The following is a 15,725-nucleotide window of genomic DNA, read 5'->3' on the forward strand; positions in this document are numbered from 1 at the left end:
CTGCGTCTGCGTCGTTGTGTTTCCGCGAGCGGCGATGGAAACGCTCAGCTAGATCTACAACCCGGACTGACATTGGGGGAATGATGCACGGGCCATCAGCGAGTCCTTGCCATCACTCATCGGCACCGTCCAGGCCGATTCAGCGGTCCTGCCCAGCGTCCAACGACAGCCAGTTTTCTCGTGTTGCCAACGCGGCCCCATCGGCATCCCCAACACTGGCGAGCTTGATGATCTGTGCGTGCACCGTCACTGAATGCCGGGCATCGTCAGTGCTGAAGCGCTGGTACTCGCTGCGCCGGAGCACGGGCATGGCCTGTTCCAGGACCACCGGAATCATGGCGTTTCCTGATGCGTCAACCATCACGGCATGAAACTTGTCGTCGGCAGTCAGGGCGGCATCGACGTCGTCCGCATCCAGCGCTGCGGAGAAGCCTGCGTTCGCAGCAACCATGGCGGCAATCTGGTTCGGGCCCAAGGCGGGCACGGCCAGTCGGGCGGCCAGCTCATGCATTGCGGCCACCACTTGCTGGGCGTTGCGGGTTGACTGCGCGTCAAGCGGGGCCACGATGGTTGCCCGGCCCGGTGTGGTGACAACAAGACCGGCGCGCTCAAGGCGTAGCAACGCCTCACGAATGGGGGTCCTGCTGACGCCCAGCCATGACTCCAGTTCGGGGTCCTTGAGGCGTTCGCCCGGGGCAAAGATGCCGTCAATAATGGCATTGCGGATGGAATCGTAGACATCATCGCGCAGCAGGGACCGCTTGTGAATGCCGTGCGGCAGGGGAGTGGGCATGCAACATAGGATATATCGCCGTAGGTCTCTCGAGGCGTTCTTGGAATGGCCCGGCCCCAAATTGCTTGCAACCAGCTGCCCAGCTGCGCAAAGCGCGAAAACCCTTGACAGCCACGCACAAAGCGTATGCAATATATTGCATACGCAAAAGGAGGTGTGCTCCCGCCGAGCAGCACCCACCCAAGCTCCGACCCGACAAGGACCTCCCATGGCCATCGCCGATTTTGAACGCTATCCGCTAACCTTCGGGCCCAGCCCCATCCACGATCTGCCCAGGCTGAGCAACCACCTGGGCGGGGCCAAAATTTGGGCCAAACGCGAAGACGTGAACAGCGGGCTGGCCTTTGGCGGCAACAAAACGCGCAAGCTTGAGTACATTGTTCCGGACGCCATCGCCCAAGGTGCCGACACCCTGGTCTCCATTGGCGGCTACCAGTCCAACCACACCCGCCAGGTGGCTGCCGTTGCGGCAAAAATTGGTATGAAGGCGCGCCTGGTGCAGGAAAACTGGGTGGACTGGCCGGATCCACTGAGCGACCGCGTGGGCAATATTCAGCTTTCCCGCATCATGGGCGCCGATGTCCGTCTCGATGCGGCCGGCTTTGATATTGGCATTCGCAGCAGCTGGGAGCAAGCCATCAAGGATGTAGAGGACTCCGGCGGCAAACCTTATCCCATCCCGGCTGGCGCCTCGGAGCACCACTTGGGTGGCCTGGGTTTCGCCAATTGGGCCTATGAAGTTCAGGCGCAAGAAGAAGAAATGGGCGTCTTCTTCGACACCATCATTGTTTGCACTGTCACCGGGTCCACCCACGCCGGCATGATCGCCGGCTTTGCCGGGCAGGACCGTCCCCGCCGCGTCATCGGCATTGACGCCTCCGCCACCATCGAGAAGACCCGCGCGCAGGTGGCCCGCATAGCCCGCCACACAGCGGCGCTGATAGGGCTGGGACGCGAACTGCGCGACGACGAGATCACCGTCCTTGAAGGGTGGGCCGGAGACCTCTACGGTATTCCCGTGGAGTCCACCATGGAAGCAATCCGCCTCTCTGGCTCCCTCGAAGGCATGATCATCGACCCCGTCTACGAAGGAAAGTCGATGGCCGGACTCATCGACCTGGTCCGCGCCAAGGACATCCCCGCCACCAGCAATGTCCTTTACGCGCACCTGGGCGGACAGTTGGCGCTGAACGCCTACAGTGGCCTGTTCCGCTAATCCGAGCACGACGTCGGGCACCCACTTCCCGCTGACGGTCAAGCCGGCGCGGGGCCGGGCTGCGGCTTGTCACCCGCAGTACCACCGTGGGCCCGCCACTGCTGCGCGAGATACGCCCTGTCCAGCTCATGCGATTCAGCCACCGAAACCTCCCAATGCAGGCCCCCGTCCGAGCTGATCCTCTCCGAACCGCACGCCCCAAAGCGGGAATCTGGGGCGGATCAGGGCGGGACAGCGCGGCTCTTCCACAAGTGAAGTTTTTTGCGTTACAGTTTCATATTGTGAGTTAGAGAACAGCAGCCCCAATCCGTCCGTTGATCGCCGCGCTTCGATGCGCCGCTTGATCGCGTTAGACACGTCTGCCAAACCCCCATTTTTTAGAAGGCTTTTGTGCGCTCATTTCCTTATCCGGATGCCGGCAGTCCCGACCTCCGTTCACCCTCGCGGTTCCTGTGGTGGCTTGCCAAGGCCCAACGGGCAACCTTGCTTCTTGGCATCATCTACGGCTCCCTCTGGACGGTGTCCCAGGCGCTGATCCCGTATGTCCTGGGCCAGGCCATTGACTTGGGCATTGTTGCCGGGAACTTCAGGGCACTTGCAGGATGGGTGGCCCTGCTCCTTGGTCTGACGCTCATCCAGGCGGTGACCTCAACGTTGCGGCACCGGGCGGCGGTGAGCAACTGGATGCAAGCCGCTTTCAGGTGCTCGCAGTTGATCGGCTACAAGGTCACCCGCAGCGGCGACGCCCTGCCGCAAAAATTCTCTACCGGCGAGGTGGTCTCCACCTCCGCCTCCGATGCCATGCGCATCGGGGAAATCTTTGACGTCTCGGCCCGGCTGGCCGGTTCCATAGTGGGCTACCTGCTGGTGGCGTTCCTGGTGTTTCAGTCCTCGTGGCAATTGGGCCTGGTGGTGCTTTTCGGCGTTCCCCTCTGCGGCGCCATGCTGTTGTTCGTGATCCGGCCCCTGCAAAAACGGCAGAAGGACCAACGTGATGCCGCCGGAAAGATGACGGCCCTGGGAGCCGACACCGTGACCGGTTTGCGTGTGCTGCGCGGAATTGGCGGGGAGCACATCTTCGTGGAGCGGTACCGGGAGCGCTCCCGGGAAACACAGCTGGCCGGGAACAAGGTGGCCTACTCCCTCGCCGACCTTGACGCAGCCCAGGTGCTGGTGGTGGGTGTCTTCAGCGTCGCCTTCACCTGGATTGGTGCCATGCAGGCACTGTCAGGCCAAATTGAGACCGGCCAGCTGGTGGCGCTGTACGGGTACGCCGTCTTCCTGGTCTCGCCCATCCGCACCGCCTCCGACGCCGTCTCGCGTTTCATCCGCGCAAACGTGGGGGCCCGGCGCATCATTGATGTTCTGGCCACGCCCTCTGCCGTGCACGACGGCGGCACAACAGTTGGCGCGCCCTCTGCGCCGAGCGCCTTGCTGGACAGCAGCTCAGGGGCGCTGATCCAGCCTGGCCTGCTCACGGGCATCGTCTCGGCGGACCCGGCGGCGTCGGCGGAGCTTGCCCGCCGCCTTGGCCGCTTTGAAGATGCGGTGCTGCGCGAGGCCCAGGTGTTGTGGGGCGAGGCCGCCCTGCACCTGGTCCCGCTCGGTGATGTGCGCTCGCGCATTGTGGTTTCCGACGCCGAACCGCAACTGTTCACCGGCACCCTGCGTGAAGAGCTGGACCCGTCGGGGCGGCACAACGACGCCGGCATCATGGCGGCCATTGACGTGGCCAGCGCCGCCGACGTCTTTGACGGGCTGGAGCACGGCCTCGACGATGAAGTCACCGAGAAGGGCCGCGGCTTCTCCGGCGGTCAGCGTCAGCGCCTGGCCCTGGCCCGCGCCCTCCTGACCGGGGCCGAGGTGCTGGTGCTCATTGAACCGACCAGCGCGGTGGACGCGCACACGGAATCCCGGATTGCCACCGCACTGAAAACGGAGCGGCGCACGGAGGCCAACACCACCGTGGTGGTGACGGCCAGCCCGCTCATGCTCGGCGCCATGGACACGGTTTATTTCCTCGACAGCGAGGAGCGGCTGACCCAGGGGACACACCACCAACTTTTGGCGACGGTGCCGGACTACCGCAACGTGGTGATCCGCGGCGCCGGCATGGACGGCCATGCAGATCGCGGGCACGAACCGGACGGCCCCGCAGATGACAACCACAGCACCTCGAGCAGCGAAGGGCAGCGCTAATGGCTGAGAATAAACTTCCCGTAGCGGATTCGGCGCAGGTCAAGGCCGAAGGTGTCCGGCTCATGCGCCAGCACAGCAAGCCGCTGACAATGGTGGTGGGACTCTATGTCCTGGCTGCCATCGCGGGCCTGGCCGGCCCGTTCCTGCTGGGCCGGCTGGTGGACGCCATCACCGGCGGCACCACCGCCGGGTTTGTCACCAATGTTGCCCTGGCGCTGGCAGCCTTTGTGGTGGTGCAAACGTTCCTGGCGCGCTGGGCCCGGCGCAAGGGCATGGTGCTTGGCGAAAAAGTCTTTGCCCAGCTGCGCGAGGAATTCATGGAGCAGGTGACCTCGCTGCCGCTGTCCACGGTGGAAAAGGCCGGCACCGGCGACCTTGTCTCCCGCACCACCAACGACGTCGACGCCGTCTCCCACACCGTCAGGTTTGGCGTGCCGCAGGTGCTGGTTTCGGTGGCCACCATTGCGCTGACAGTTGCCGCGGCAATCTTTACCAGCCCGCTGCTGGCGCTGGCCTTGCTGGTGGGTGCGCCCATGCTGATCCCCGTGACACGGTGGTACCTCAAACGTGCCACCCCCGGCTACCTGCGCGAACGTGAAAGCTACGCTGTCCTCAACGGCGCCATCACCGAGACCATCGAGGGTGCCCGCACCGTTGATGCGTTGAGCCTGGGCCCGCACCGCCGGGGCCGGATCGACGCGGCACTGCGCCGTTGCTTTGACGTGGAAAAGTACACGCTGGGCCTGCGCACCGTGCTGTTCCCGGTGGCCGAATTTTCCTTCTGGCTTCCAGTGGCGGCTGTCCTGTTGTGGGGTGGCTGGCTTGCCTCCAACGGAACAGTGAGCGCCGGCATGGTGGCCACCGTGGCACTGTACGCCATGCAGCTGATCGACCCCGTGGACACCTTGATCATGTGGATTGATGAAATCCAGGTGGGCGCGTCCTCGCTGGCCCGCATTGTGGGCATCCGCAACGTGGCCGGTGACAGGACAGCCACCGACGCCCATCCGGCGGATGAATCCCTGGTGGTGGATGAGGTTCGCTACGCCTACCGTGAGGGCCGCGACGTGCTCCACGGGATCGACCTGACGCTGGTTCCCGGGGAGCGCCTTGCCATGGTTGGCCCGTCCGGTGCCGGCAAGTCCACGCTGGGCCGCCTGATTGCGGGCATCCACCCGCCCACGGCCGGTTCGGTCAAAGTGGGCGGGGTTCCGCTGGTTGACAGGCCGCTGGATGAGTTGCACCGAGAGGTGGCCCTGGTGACGCAGGAGCACCACATTTTTGTGGGAACCCTGGCGGACAATCTTCGCCTGGGCAAGGCCGGCGCTACAGACGCCGAGCTTGAAAAGGCCCTGGCCGACGTCGGATCCCTGGGTTGGGTGCGCGCCCTGCCCCAGGGACTGGCCACGGAGGTGGGCTCGGGCGCCCACACCTTGACGCCGGGGCAGGCCCAGGAAATGGCGCTTGCCCGCCTGGTGCTGGCCGATCCGCACACGCTGGTGCTGGATGAGGCGACGTCGCTGATCGACCCGGCGGCGGCGCGCGAGCTGGAATTTTCGCTGAGCGCAGTGCTCAGCGGCCGGACGGTGGTGGCCATTGCGCACAGGCTGCACACCGCGCACGACGCCGACCGGGTGGCGGTGGTGGAAAAGGGGCGGATCTCCGAGCTCGGATCCCATGACGAGCTGCTGGCCCAGGGTGGCGCCTATGCGGCCCTGTGGAATTCCTGGCGGCAGGACGCCTAGATCAGGCCCTACTGCCGCGTCCGAATTCGGCGTAACGTGGGCAGAGGGGGCGATTTGGACCGGACGGCCCGAACCGAAACCGGCTTGACCACTGGAGGAGCGTTCGAAAAAGATGCCTGACAAACAGCCACACCACCACGAACACAAGAAGCTGGATAAGGGCCACGCCATCAAGGCCAAGCGTGCCCAGAAGAAGTCGCGCGGCGCCGCGGATGAGTCCGCCGATCCCGTTGCCCACATTGTCAAAAAGCGCTAGCTCGGCAAGGCCCCCAGCCAGCTATATGCGTATGCATGGAATAGCTGGCTGGGGGTCCGTGTTGTGACCAGTATGGAAACGAACTTCAAAAAACGCATTGGATTCCTGTCCTTTGGCCACTACGGCAGAGGCCGTGGCTCACAAACCAACACGGCAGCAGATTCACTGCACCAGGCCATCGACCTGGCGGTTGCCGCGGAGGAGATGGGCATCGACGGGGCATTCTTTCGGGTGCACCACTTTGCCCGCCAGCAGGCAGCACCGTTCCCCTTGATGGCGGCCATTGCCGCGCGCACCAGCCGGATTGAGATCGGCACCGGCGTTATTGACATGCGCTATGAGAACCCGCTTTACATGGCCGAGCAGGCGGCCGCCACAGATTTGATCAGCGACGGCCGGCTGCAGATCGGTGTGAGTCGTGGTTCACCCGAGCCTGCCGCCAACGGCGCGGCTGACTTTGGGTATCACCCGCTCGACGGCGAGACCGGCGCCGACATGGCCCGGCGCCACACTGCAAGCTTCAGGCACGCCATTTCCGGTGCTGGCGTGGCCGAACCCGCCGAGCACGCCTCCATGGGTGGGGAACGGCTGCTGCGCATTGAGCCGCAGTCGCCGGGGCTTTCCCAGCGGATTTGGTGGGGTGCCGGATCTCGCGGCACAGCCGTGTGGGCGGCTCAGCAGGGCGTGAACTTGATGAGTTCCACGCTGCTGACCGAGGATACCGGCGTTCCTTTCGACCAGCTCCAGGCCGAGCAGATTCAGCTTTTCCGTGATGAGTGGGCTGCGGCGGGGCATGACTTCACGCCGCGTGTTTCGGTCAGCCGCAGCGTCATTCCCGTGGTTGACGACGTCGACCAAATGTACTTTGGGCTCCGCGCGCAGGCTGACAGCAAGGACCAGGTGGGCATCATTGACGGCCTGGTCTCGCGCTTTGGCAAGAGCTATATTGGCGATCCTGCCGCACTGGCACAGGAGTTGGCGGCCGACGCGGCAGTGCAGGCTGCAGACACCGTGATGCTGACAGTGCCCAACCAGCTTGGTGTTGCCTACAACACCAAAATGTTGGAGAACATTGCCAAGTACATTGCCCCGGCCATTGGCTGGACGCCGAACCGCTGATCGACCGGGCTGATTTAGTGGTCCCCGCGCAGCCGGTCCATCTCCCGGCGGTCTTTCTTGGTGGGTCGGCCTGTGCCGCGGTCGCGCTGTGGCAGGCCAAGGGCCGGCAGGACGGGTCGCGGGGGAGTGTGGTCGGTGAAGCAGTGTGAGGCGGCCTCGGCACCAACGCGCTTGTTGATGAGCTGGCGGACTTCCAGAATCCTGTCATAGCCGGGCTGACGGACCCGGACGGTATCCCCGGGCACCACCGTGTGCGAGGCCTTGGCGTTGACATCGTTAAGTTTCACGTGGCCCGCGCGGCAGGCGGCCGTGGCCATCGAACGCGTCTTGTAGGCCCTGATGGCCCACAACCACGCATCAATGCGGACGGAGGCCCGGACAGTTTTTGGAATGCTCATGATGGAATCCACTCTAGCGCCGGACGGCGAGTCAGACGGAATGCGCCGGGGGCCTGCCGAACGGGCAGTAGTTGTTGATGTTCCTTGGAAACATCAACAACTACTGCCCGTTCGCGAGGCAAGCTCGGTATGTGGGGCTCAGTCCTGGTTGCTGAACGCAGCGTCGAAGGACAGGGCCGACGGGGCAAAGTCGAACTTCTTCAGCGCAGCCAGCGCCTCGGGCGCCCCCTGGAGCCTGTCCATGCCCGCGTCCTCCCACTCGATGGAGATGGGGCCGTCATAACCAATGGCGGTCAAGGCGCGGAAGGATGATTCCCAGGGCACATCGCCGCGTCCGGCCGAGACAAAGTCCCAGCCGCGGCGCGGATCGCCCCACGGCAGGTGGGAACCCATCACGGTGTTCCGGCCCGTGGGGCGCAGCTTCGTGTCCTTGCAGTCAACGTGGTAGATCCGGTCCTTGAAGTCCCAGATGAAGGAGACCGGGTCGATCCCCTGCCACATGAAGTGGGAGGGGTCCCAGTTCAGCCCAAACGCCGGACGGTGGCCGATGGCCTCGAGCGTCCGCACCGTGGTCCAGTAGTCATAGGCGATTTCGGAGGGGTGCACCTCGTGGGCGAAGCGCACACCGCATTCGTCAAAGACGTCAAGGATGGGGTTCCAGCGGTCGGCGAAGTCCTGGTAGCCGGCCTCGATCACCGATTCCGGAACGGGTGGGAACATGGCAACGTACTGCCAAATGGAGGAGCCCGTGAAGCCCACAACGGTGTTGACGCCCAGAGCCTGAGCCAAACGCGCCGTGAGTTTCATTTCCTCGGCGGCACGCTGGCGCACGCCCTCGGGATCGCCGTCGCCCCACACCTTGGTGCCAACAATGGCCTGGTGCCGGAAATCGATGGGGTCATCGCACACGGCCTGGCCCTTGAGGTGGTTGGAGATGGCCCACACCTTCAAGCCATAACGTTCCAACAGGGCCAACTTGCCGGAGACGTAGCCGGGCTCGTCCCAACGCCACGGGTCAAGATGGTCACCGGAGCACGCGATTTCCAGGCCGTCATAGCCCCACTCGGAGGCCAGGCGCGCCACGTCTTCCAGGGGGAGATCGGCCCACTGGCCGGTGAATAAGGTGTAAGGGCGGGGCATGGTGTTAGTCCTTTGAGACGAGTTGGGGTGCGGCGGTGGGAACTGTGGCGCCGCCAGCTGCCGAGGAGGCTTCAATGGCGGCGAGAACACGTTGCACGCCCAAACCTTCCTCGAACGACGGCGACGGGTCAGTGCCGTTGGCAATGTTCAGCAGGAAGTCACGGATCTGATGGGTAAAACTGTGCTCCCAGCCAATCACATGCCCCTGCGGCCACCAGCCGGAAATGTAGGGGTGTTCGGGTTCAGTGACCAAAATGCGCCGGAATCCTTGAACCTCAACGGGGTCGGTGCCGTTGAGGAAGTACAGCTCGTTGGGGTTCTCCAGATTAAACGTAATTGACCCGGCTGTGCCATAAACTTCCAGGCGCAGCGCATTCTTTTGCCCCAGCGCCACGCGCGAAACGTCCACACTGGCCACGGCGCCGCCGTCCATGGTCAACGTGGCCCAAGCTGCGTCGTCGACAGTTACTTGCTCGGGGCCATCAGGGCCGGGGCGCTCGGTGACAAAGGTGTGCAGCCGGCCAGAGACGTCGGCCACGGTGTCATTGAGCAAATATTGCACCTGATCCACCGCATGCGAGGCGATGTCGCCCAGCGCACCTGAACCAGCGGTTTCCTTGCGCAGCCGCCAGGTCATGGGGGCTGAGTCGTCAACCAGCCAGTCCTGCAGGTACGACGCGCGGATCTGGCGAACGGTGCCCAGCTCGCCGGCGGCGATGAGCTTCCGTGCCAGGGCCAGAGCAGGCACCCGGCGGTAATTGAAGCCAACCATTGACCGCACGCCAACGGAGCGGGCCGCCTGTGCCGCCGCCACCATGGCCAAAGATTCGGCCATGGAATTGGCCAGCGGCTTTTCCACCAGGACATGCTTGCCCGCGGCAAGTGCCGCCGTCGCAATCTCAGCGTGCAGCCAGCCCGGGGCACAAATGTCAACAATGTCTATGTCATCGCGGGCAATGACCTCCCGCCAGTCCGTGGCGGATTCGCTCCAGCCGTACTTGTGCGCGGCTGCGGCCACGGCGGCCGCATCGCGTCCCACCAAGACTTTTTGTTCAAAGTTGGGGACGTCAAAGTGATTGGCCACTGTGCGCCAGGCGTTGGAGTGTGCCTGGCCCATAAACGCATAGCCAATCGCGGCAACACCCAAGGTGCGGGAGGTCTGGAGGGAGGTCATGTCAGCGATTCCTAGAGGGTTGCTTCGGTGGGGTTCCAGTCCGCGGGCAGTGCCGGGGAAGCTGGTGCAGTGCTCTGGACGGAGACGAATTCGCCGCTTTCCACGGACTCGGCGATGGAGACCATTGCATCGAGCACGTGGTACGCCAGTTCGCCCGGCACCCGGTGGGGGACGCCTGCGCGGATGGAACGGGCCATGTCCAGCACTCCCATGCCGCGGCCTTGGGCGGGTCCCTCGGCGGCGATGGTGGTCCACTCGTCCTCGCCGCGCTGGCACAGCTGAATCTCGCCGTCGAAGTTGTTGGGGTCGGGCAATGAGATGGTGCCCTCGGTGCCGGTGATTTCCACAAAGCCCGTGCGCGCCTTGGGAGATTCGAAGCTGTACACGCTGTGCGAGGAAGCGCCGGATTCAAACTGGGCGATGGCGCTGACATGGGTGGGCACCTCGACGTCGAACACCTCGCCTTCCTTGGGACCTGAACCAACTGTCCGGGTGGAGAAGGCGGTACTTCCGACGGCGGCCACCTTGGCGATGGGGCCAAAGGTCTGGATGAGTGCGGTCAGGTAGTACGGGGCCATATCAAACAAGGGCCCGGCACCTGTCTGGAACAAGAAGGCCGGATTCGGGTGCCAGGATTCCGGCCCGGGGGACTGGAACATGGTCAGTGCCGTCAACGGCGTGCCAATGGCTCCGGAATCGATGAGGCGGCGGGCCGTTTGCAGGCCAGCGCCAAGGAAGGTGTCCGGGGCGCAACCGAGGCGCATCCCTGCAGCCTGGGCCTCCTTCAACAGGCCCAGCCCGCTGTCGCGATCCAGTGAGAACGGCTTTTCCGTCCATACATGCTTGCCAGCCCGTACTGCTGCCGTGGCAACCTCAACGTGGGCTGCCGGGATGGTCAGGTTCACCACGATCTCAACGTCCGGGTGGTTCAAGGCAACGTCAACGCTGCCGGAAGTTTCAATGCCGTATTCTGCGGCACGTGCGGCGGCGGCCTCTTCGAAGAGGTCAGCCACCACGAGTACCTTGATGTCGGGAAAGGTGGTGAGATTATCCAGGTATTGCTTGCTGATGTTGCCAGCGCCGATTACGGCGACGCCAACGGGTCCTGTTGTTGCCATGAGGATCAGGCCTTTCCGGCATTGAGGAAGGCAAGGCTCGCAGCGATGCCGTCGAAGATGTCGCCTTCGTAGTCGTCAAATTCCACTACGCCAACTTCCAACGACTTGGCGGCGCCGATGACGTCCCAGATGGGCACCTCGCCCTGGCCGGCCGGCAGCTGGGCCTTGGTGTCATTGTTCAAGGGGCCGTCCTTGATATGGATGTATTTCACGCGTTCACCCAAGCTGGTCAAGATGTCAACGGCGTTGGCTCCGCCCACGGAAACCCAGTACGTGTCCACCTCCAGTACCAGTTCGGGGTCAAGCAGCGTTTCAAAGTATTCCAGGGCCGTGGTGCCGTTGATCTTGGACTCCAGCTCCCACGCATGATTGTGGTAACCCACCCGGACACCGTATTCGGCACCCTTCTTGGCTGCGGCATTGAGGCCGTCGGCAATCTTTTGGATGTCCTCGGCGGATTGCCACTGTTCGGCAGCGATGAAGGGGTCAATGACTGTGGTGATGCCTAGTTTGTTGGCTGCGGCAAAAATTTCGTCCTGATCGGCGCTCAACAACGGTGCATGACCTGATGGAGCAGTGATGCCATTTTCAGCGAAGGCGGCGGCGAGGGCATCGGCCGTGGCTACAAAGTTGTAGGGCTCCACCTTGGTAAAACCTAGTTCTGCCACGCGGGCAATGGTTCCGGGCAGGTCCTCTTCAAGGGGCTTGCGCACGGTGTAAAGCTGCAGAGAATACGTCACTGGGGTCTCCTGAAAGCATGGATGAGTGTTCCATTCCAAGCTAGGGGAACTTTTGTCGAGCGTCAAGCAAAAGTTTGTGAAACGTCGTGGGACTATCGGATTGTGACAGATAGAAGCCTGTGTGTTATCTATTGTGAATGCCAATGAAACCAGTGCAACCCCTGTCCCGTGGCGCGTCCTCCAGCGGTGCGCAGGGCCCCGATTTCAGTGGGCAGCCCTATGGCTACTCGCGTGCGGGGGATGTGTTCCAACTTTTGCGCGACGGACGCGCCCGGACCAGGGCGGAATTGGCGGAAATAACAGGCCTTGCCCGGTCCACGGTGGCGGCTCGCATTGATTCCCTCACCGCCGCCGGGCTGATTGGCCCCGCAGGTGAGGCCGTCTCCTCAGGTGGCCGGCCGCCGTCGCGCTTTGCCTTTCAGCCATCGGCACGGGTCATCCTGGCCGTTGATGTTGGCGCAACGCACGTCTTGATTGCGTTGCTGGATCTTCGTGGCACAGTGCTGAGCGAGCTGCGCGAGACCATGGACATCGCCGCAGGTCCCACCGCGGTGCTCGATCAGGTGTTGGAGCTCTGCGGTCAGCTGTTCCAGCAGGCTGGCCGCCACGAACGGGAACTCGTGGGGATGGGCATGGGCTTGCCCGGGCCAGTGGAGCACTCATCCGGGAAGCCGGCCAGCCCGCCTATCATGCCGGGCTGGGATGGGTTTGACGTTCCTGCGTATGTGCAGAAGCGCTTCGCCGTGGATGTGCTGGTGGACAACGACGTGAACATCATGGCCCTCGGGGAACGCGCGTCGTACTGGCCCGACGCCGAGAACCTCCTATTCATCAAGGTTGCCACGGGCATTGGCGCAGGCATCATCAGCGGCGGGCTGCTCCAGCGCGGTGCTGACGGAACAGCTGGCGACATTGGCCATGTGCGCGTCCCGCGCGGCGGCGAGGTCATGTGCCGCTGCGGCAACTTCGGCTGTCTGGAAGCCATGGCGTCGGGCCCTGCAGTGGCGGCGGCCCTGGCAGCTGCGGGCGTTCCCGCGGTGAGCGGTGAGGACGTGCTGGACCTGGCTCGGCGCGGGAATTTGGTTGCGATCTCAGCCATGCGCCAGGCCGGCCGGGACATCGGCGATGTGCTTGCAGCCTGCGTAAATCTGCTCAACCCCTCGGTCATTGTGATTGGCGGCGGACTGGCCTCGGCGGGTGAATACCTCCTGGCCGGCGTGCGCGAAATTGTGTACCAACGTTCCTTGCCGCTGGCCACTGCCCGCTTGCGTATAGTACAGTCCATGGCGGCGGGGCATGCCGGTGTGCTCGGCGCCGGGCACATGGTCATTGACCACGTGCTCTCCGCCTCCAACGTGGAACACCTGGTCCAAGTGCAGCAGCAATAGGAGCTTCCCCGGGGCCAATGTGGCGATCGCCGATCTGGCGCACCAGCAGGGGATCTCCGAAGCAGCTGTCTCCTACGCGCTCAACGGCAGGGCCGGGTGTGGGTCACGTCTAGCTTCATATGCAACACCTGACGATCAAAACAAGATGATTGATTAACCGGCTCAGGGTGGTGCTCCACTGTGGTCTGAAGCGTCCAATAAACCCCTCACATTCATAAGTTTTCAAAGAAATGCCATCTTTTGAATGATGCTCGGCATAAGTTCCTCGAGATCTAATTCTTGTTCGGCACCTGGCTCGTCGTTGGATATGCCGGCGTGGGCTCAGACGCCAGCTTAGGGGAGGGTCCCCATCGTGAGCTTGGTGGTAGCCGTTTTGCCGTCCCGTACGTAGGTGACCTGAACGGTGTCGCCGGCCTTCCGGGCCAGCGTGACTTCGGTGAGCACAGCGATGCTCGTGGCTGGCCGATCGTCCAGCAGCGTCACCACATCGCTGGGTTGGAGTCCGGCCTTGGCGGCGGGGCCCCCGGGGGCCACGGCTTGCAGGTATAGGCCGGCCGATACGCCCAACTTTGCTGCGGCCTCGGGTGGCAGCGGAACAGCGCTCACGCCGAAGAAGGGGTAGGCCACAGTGCCCGTCTCAATGAGTTGATCGGTGATGCGTGCGGCCAGATCCACGGGGACGGCGAAGCCGATACCCACGCTGCCGCTGGCAATCTGCGCCTCGTTGGGGATGGTGGCGATGGCTGTGTTGATGCCGATCAGTTTCCCGGCGCAGTCAACCAGTGCGCCGCCGGAGTTTCCTGGATTGATGGAGGCATCAGTTTGGATGGCGCCAACAAGTATCGCGGTTGTGTCATCGTCGCTGGGAACCGGTACATTCCGGCCCAGCGCGCTGACAATGCCGGAGGTTACTGTGCTTGAGAGGCCCAAGGGGGCGCCGAGCGCCACCACCGGCTGGCCCACCAGGACGTCACCGGACTTCCCAAGCTCAACGGTGGGCAGCACCTCGGTGGACTTTACCTTCAGGACAGCTAGATCCGACTTGGGGTCACGGCCAACAAGGTCAACCTCGGAGCTCCTGCCATCGCTGAACAACACCTCAATGGTGCCGCCATCCGCGGCTGCAGAAATGACGTGGTTGTTCGTCATGATGTAGCCCTCCTTGCGGACAATGACACCACTTCCGACGCCGCCCACCTCACCATTGCTGACGGAGACAGTGACCACTCCGGGCAGCACTTGATGGGCAACGGCTGTGGAGTCACAGGCCCCGGCAACGGCCGCAACGCTTGTGGTCGCCGGACGCGTCAACAGGTAGGCGATCCAGCCACCGGCCAGCCCCGCTACCAGCGCCACGGCAACGGCACTGGCGATAACAGCCGATAGCGGCAGGCGCCTGAACCAGGGGATGCTGGGCGTTTGGTGCATGGCGGGCTCCGTTCGAGACAACAGCGGAAACTTTAGGAATGCCCAGCCTACGGCACCGACTCCGTCTATTTGTGAGATGTCGCCCAAACAAAAAGCGGGCCAGCCGGTGGAAACCGGCCAGCCCGCCAAGGCGCTGTTTTAGATGGCGCAGCCGTCGGGCCCGCACACCTCGGCATCTGATCCAGCGGCCACCATGGTCAGCGGATTGGCTTCCTGCCACGCTTCTTCCAGTGCCTGCGTAAACATGGCAGCAGGCTGGGCTCCGGAAATGCCGTATTTCCTGTCGATGACAAAGAACGGCACACCCGTCACGCCAATGGCACGGGCTTCGGCAAAGTCGTGGCGGACCTCGTCGGCGTACTTGTCGGTGTCCAGCGCCTCGTTGATCTCGATGGCGTCCAGTCCTGCCTCGGTGCCAACCTTTATCAGGGCCTCGCGGTTGCCAATGTCCACCCCATGCTCAAAGTGGGCCGAGAGCAGGGCTTCCTTGACGGCGTCGCCCTTTCCCTGGGCAGCAGCCAAATGCAGCAGCTGGTGGGCGTTGAAGCTGTTGGCCACCACCACGTCGTCGAACTTGTAGTGCAGGCCTTCGGCGGCAGCCTGCTCGGTGACGTGGGCGAACATGCCGGCAACCTGCGCCGGGTCCATGCCCTTGCGGTCGCTCAGGTAGCTCAGCTCGGTGCCGTCATAGTGCTCGGGGATGGTGGGGTCCAGCTGGTAGCTGCGCCACTGCACCTCCACGGAATCCTTGTGCGGGAAAGCGTTCAGGGCGGTTTCAAAACGGCGCTTGCCGATGTAGCACCAGGGGCAGGCCACATCGGACCAGATCTCAATCTTCATACTTCGCCCAACCGGTGGAGTGCGGCGAATATTCCAGCACCGCGCCACGCGAACGGGGAGTAGTTGTTGATGTTCGCCGTGAACATCAACAACTACTCCCCGTTCGACGGGAACTAATGGTGATTCACCGGGACCCGGATCTCGGGCCTGCAGTGGCGTCGCACCCGGTGA

The 15,725-nt window shown here is 63.5% G+C and carries 14 protein-coding genes; 6 read left to right on the forward strand and 8 right to left on the reverse strand.

What is annotated here, in order from left to right:
• Positions 1 to 139 precede the first annotated feature (139 nt).
• Entirely contained in the window at positions 140 to 793 is a 654-nt protein-coding gene (locus CVS27_RS01190) for a GntR family transcriptional regulator (protein ID WP_103463908.1), read from the reverse strand.
• Positions 794 to 1,001: 208 nt separating this feature from the next.
• On the opposite strand from CVS27_RS01190, the gene CVS27_RS01195 reads away from it, so the two are divergent.
• The 5 genes from CVS27_RS01195 (at position 1,002) to CVS27_RS01210 (ending at position 7,328) form a co-directional block, all read left to right on the forward strand.
• Positions 1,002 to 2,009 (forward strand): 1-aminocyclopropane-1-carboxylate deaminase, encoded by a 1,008-nt coding sequence (locus CVS27_RS01195; RefSeq protein ID WP_103463909.1) that lies wholly within the window; start codon positions 1,002 to 1,004, stop codon positions 2,007 to 2,009.
• Positions 2,010 to 2,399: 390 nt separating this feature from the next.
• Positions 2,400 to 4,208, forward strand: coding sequence for an ABC transporter ATP-binding protein (locus tag CVS27_RS01200; protein WP_103463910.1), 1,809 nt, complete (start codon positions 2,400 to 2,402; stop codon positions 4,206 to 4,208).
• Entirely contained in the window at positions 4,208 to 5,953 is a 1,746-nt protein-coding gene (locus CVS27_RS01205; RefSeq protein WP_103463911.1) for an ABC transporter ATP-binding protein, read from the forward strand. Before CVS27_RS01200 ends, CVS27_RS01205 begins: the two co-directional genes overlap by 1 nt.
• Before the next feature lie 112 nt (positions 5,954 to 6,065).
• Positions 6,066 to 6,209 carry a hypothetical protein gene (locus CVS27_RS20690; protein ID WP_165788230.1) on the forward strand — a complete coding sequence of 48 codons (144 nt, stop codon included), beginning with the start codon at positions 6,066 to 6,068 and terminating at the stop codon, positions 6,207 to 6,209.
• A gap of 72 nt (positions 6,210 to 6,281) precedes the next feature.
• The gene (locus CVS27_RS01210; protein WP_103463912.1) at positions 6,282 to 7,328 is read left to right on the forward strand and encodes an LLM class flavin-dependent oxidoreductase; all 1,047 of its coding nucleotides are present in this window, start codon (positions 6,282 to 6,284) and stop codon (positions 7,326 to 7,328) included.
• 14 nt (positions 7,329 to 7,342) lie between these two features.
• On the opposite strand, the gene CVS27_RS01215 is transcribed toward CVS27_RS01210, so the two are convergent.
• From CVS27_RS01215 to CVS27_RS01235, 5 genes are all read right to left on the reverse strand, one after another.
• Complete coding sequence (locus CVS27_RS01215) at positions 7,343 to 7,726, reverse strand: RNA-binding S4 domain-containing protein (protein ID WP_207767418.1); 384 nt, start codon at positions 7,724 to 7,726, stop codon at positions 7,343 to 7,345.
• Between the two features lie 138 nt (positions 7,727 to 7,864).
• Positions 7,865 to 8,866, reverse strand: coding sequence for a sugar phosphate isomerase/epimerase family protein (locus CVS27_RS01220; RefSeq protein WP_103463913.1), 1,002 nt, complete (start codon positions 8,864 to 8,866; stop codon positions 7,865 to 7,867).
• Between the two features lie 4 nt (positions 8,867 to 8,870).
• Complete coding sequence (locus tag CVS27_RS01225) at positions 8,871 to 10,040, reverse strand: Gfo/Idh/MocA family protein (protein ID WP_103463914.1); 1,170 nt, start codon at positions 10,038 to 10,040, stop codon at positions 8,871 to 8,873.
• Positions 10,041 to 10,051: 11 nt separating this feature from the next.
• Positions 10,052 to 11,158, reverse strand: a complete 1,107-nt coding sequence (locus tag CVS27_RS01230) for a Gfo/Idh/MocA family protein (protein ID WP_103463915.1) — start codon at positions 11,156 to 11,158, stop codon at positions 10,052 to 10,054.
• A gap of 5 nt (positions 11,159 to 11,163) precedes the next feature.
• Positions 11,164 to 11,898 (reverse strand): sugar phosphate isomerase/epimerase family protein, encoded by a 735-nt coding sequence (locus CVS27_RS01235; RefSeq protein ID WP_103463916.1) that lies wholly within the window; start codon positions 11,896 to 11,898, stop codon positions 11,164 to 11,166.
• Between the two features lie 143 nt (positions 11,899 to 12,041).
• On the opposite strand from CVS27_RS01235, the gene CVS27_RS01240 reads away from it, so the two are divergent.
• On the forward strand, positions 12,042 to 13,286 hold the full coding sequence (locus tag CVS27_RS01240) for an ROK family transcriptional regulator (protein ID WP_103463917.1): 1,245 nt from the start codon (positions 12,042 to 12,044) through the stop codon (positions 13,284 to 13,286).
• A 333-nt stretch (positions 13,287 to 13,619) separates the two neighbouring features.
• Here the strand turns inward: CVS27_RS01240 and CVS27_RS01245 are convergent, their stop codons facing one another.
• Together CVS27_RS01245 and CVS27_RS01250 are read right to left on the reverse strand one after the other, a co-directional pair.
• Positions 13,620 to 14,714, reverse strand: a complete 1,095-nt coding sequence (locus tag CVS27_RS01245) for a S1C family serine protease (RefSeq protein WP_103463918.1) — start codon at positions 14,712 to 14,714, stop codon at positions 13,620 to 13,622.
• A gap of 138 nt (positions 14,715 to 14,852) precedes the next feature.
• Complete coding sequence (locus tag CVS27_RS01250; RefSeq protein ID WP_103463919.1) at positions 14,853 to 15,554, reverse strand: DsbA family oxidoreductase; 702 nt, start codon at positions 15,552 to 15,554, stop codon at positions 14,853 to 14,855.
• Positions 15,555 to 15,725 lie beyond the last annotated feature (171 nt).

The organism is Arthrobacter glacialis (genome assembly GCF_002909445.1).
In the GTDB taxonomy this organism is placed as follows: Bacteria; Actinomycetota; Actinomycetes; order Actinomycetales; family Micrococcaceae; genus Specibacter; species Specibacter glacialis.

What these genes read in the sequence shown, in the direction of transcription:
- CVS27_RS01190 (WP_103463908.1), bottom strand. Translation starts at nt 793, where the DNA reads ATGCCCACTCCCCTGCCGCACGGCATTCACAAGCGGTCCCTGCTGCGC.
- CVS27_RS01195 (WP_103463909.1), top strand. Translation starts at nt 1,002, where the DNA reads ATGGCCATCGCCGATTTTGAACGCTATCCGCTAACCTTCGGGCCCAGC.
- CVS27_RS01205 (WP_103463911.1), top strand. Translation starts at nt 4,208, where the DNA reads ATGGCTGAGAATAAACTTCCCGTAGCGGATTCGGCGCAGGTCAAGGCC.
- CVS27_RS20690 (WP_165788230.1), top strand. Translation starts at nt 6,066, where the DNA reads ATGCCTGACAAACAGCCACACCACCACGAACACAAGAAGCTGGATAAG.
- CVS27_RS01210 (WP_103463912.1), top strand. Translation starts at nt 6,282, where the DNA reads ATGGAAACGAACTTCAAAAAACGCATTGGATTCCTGTCCTTTGGCCAC.
- CVS27_RS01215 (WP_207767418.1), bottom strand. Translation starts at nt 7,726, where the DNA reads ATGAGCATTCCAAAAACTGTCCGGGCCTCCGTCCGCATTGATGCGTGG.
- CVS27_RS01220 (WP_103463913.1), bottom strand. Translation starts at nt 8,866, where the DNA reads ATGCCCCGCCCTTACACCTTATTCACCGGCCAGTGGGCCGATCTCCCC.
- CVS27_RS01225 (WP_103463914.1), bottom strand. Translation starts at nt 10,040, where the DNA reads ATGACCTCCCTCCAGACCTCCCGCACCTTGGGTGTTGCCGCGATTGGC.
- CVS27_RS01230 (WP_103463915.1), bottom strand. Translation starts at nt 11,158, where the DNA reads ATGGCAACAACAGGACCCGTTGGCGTCGCCGTAATCGGCGCTGGCAAC.
- CVS27_RS01240 (WP_103463917.1), top strand. Translation starts at nt 12,042, where the DNA reads ATGAAACCAGTGCAACCCCTGTCCCGTGGCGCGTCCTCCAGCGGTGCG.
- CVS27_RS01245 (WP_103463918.1), bottom strand. Translation starts at nt 14,714, where the DNA reads ATGCACCAAACGCCCAGCATCCCCTGGTTCAGGCGCCTGCCGCTATCG.
- CVS27_RS01250 (WP_103463919.1), bottom strand. Translation starts at nt 15,554, where the DNA reads ATGAAGATTGAGATCTGGTCCGATGTGGCCTGCCCCTGGTGCTACATC.